This window comes from Pseudomonas sp. FIP_A4 (assembly GCF_036701605.1).
Lineage (GTDB): Bacteria > Pseudomonadota > Gammaproteobacteria > Pseudomonadales > Pseudomonadaceae > Stutzerimonas > Stutzerimonas phenolilytica.
Genome location: NZ_JAYDXP010000129.1, coordinates 1 through 506, shown reverse-complemented (window position 1 = coordinate 506; position 506 = coordinate 1). Strand labels below are relative to the sequence as shown.

The 506-nt window shown below is 66.0% G+C and carries 1 protein-coding gene and 2 pseudogenes; 1 reads left to right on the top strand and 2 read right to left on the bottom strand.

All coding sequences use genetic code 11. The features are described from left to right. Nucleotides 1–124, bottom strand: a pseudogene (locus tag U8L64_RS19320) (hypothetical protein); the annotation flags it as partial. On the opposite strand from U8L64_RS19320, the pseudogene U8L64_RS20440 reads away from it, so the two are divergent. Next, nucleotides 125–208: pseudogene (locus tag U8L64_RS20440) on the top strand (hypothetical protein); the annotation flags it as partial. A gap of 41 nt (nt 209–249) precedes the next feature. Here the strand turns inward: U8L64_RS20440 and U8L64_RS19315 are convergent. Beyond that, on the bottom strand, nt 250–506 hold a 257-nt coding region (locus U8L64_RS19315; protein WP_333398652.1), incomplete at its 5' end, for a hypothetical protein.

Genomic DNA, 506 nt, shown 5'->3' with positions numbered 1-506 from the left:
TGACGCGGCCTTCAGGGGCCTTGGAGAAGTACTCGCGGGAAATTTCCTTGAGCGGGAGGAAGCCGTGGCGCTCGGCGCCGAAATCGACGAAGGCAGCTTCCAGGCTGGGTTCTACGCGGGTGCGCTGTACCTTGGCGGCTCGCTGGAACGCGGCCGCGCCTGGAACAACGACAACGAATTCGACAGCGGCTACATCAACGCCGCCAGCGGGGTGTCGTAGCCGATGAACACGCTGGCGGTGCTCCTCGCTCAGGCATTCCAGGCCACTGCCCGCCCCCTCAAGACGCTGAGCAAGGTATTCACGCGTTTCGTCGCCAGCATCCGGACGTCAGCCTGCAACTGAGCGTGGTCATCGATGATTTCGATGACCAGGCTGGCCGGGGTCGAGCTGCCGGTGCCGTCGGTCACGCTCAGGCTGAAGGTGTCGGTCTCGGTGCCGGCGCCGTCGGTGGTCGCGAGAATCGCGGCCTGCGCCTGGCGCGTACGGATACGCTGGAGGCGCGCCT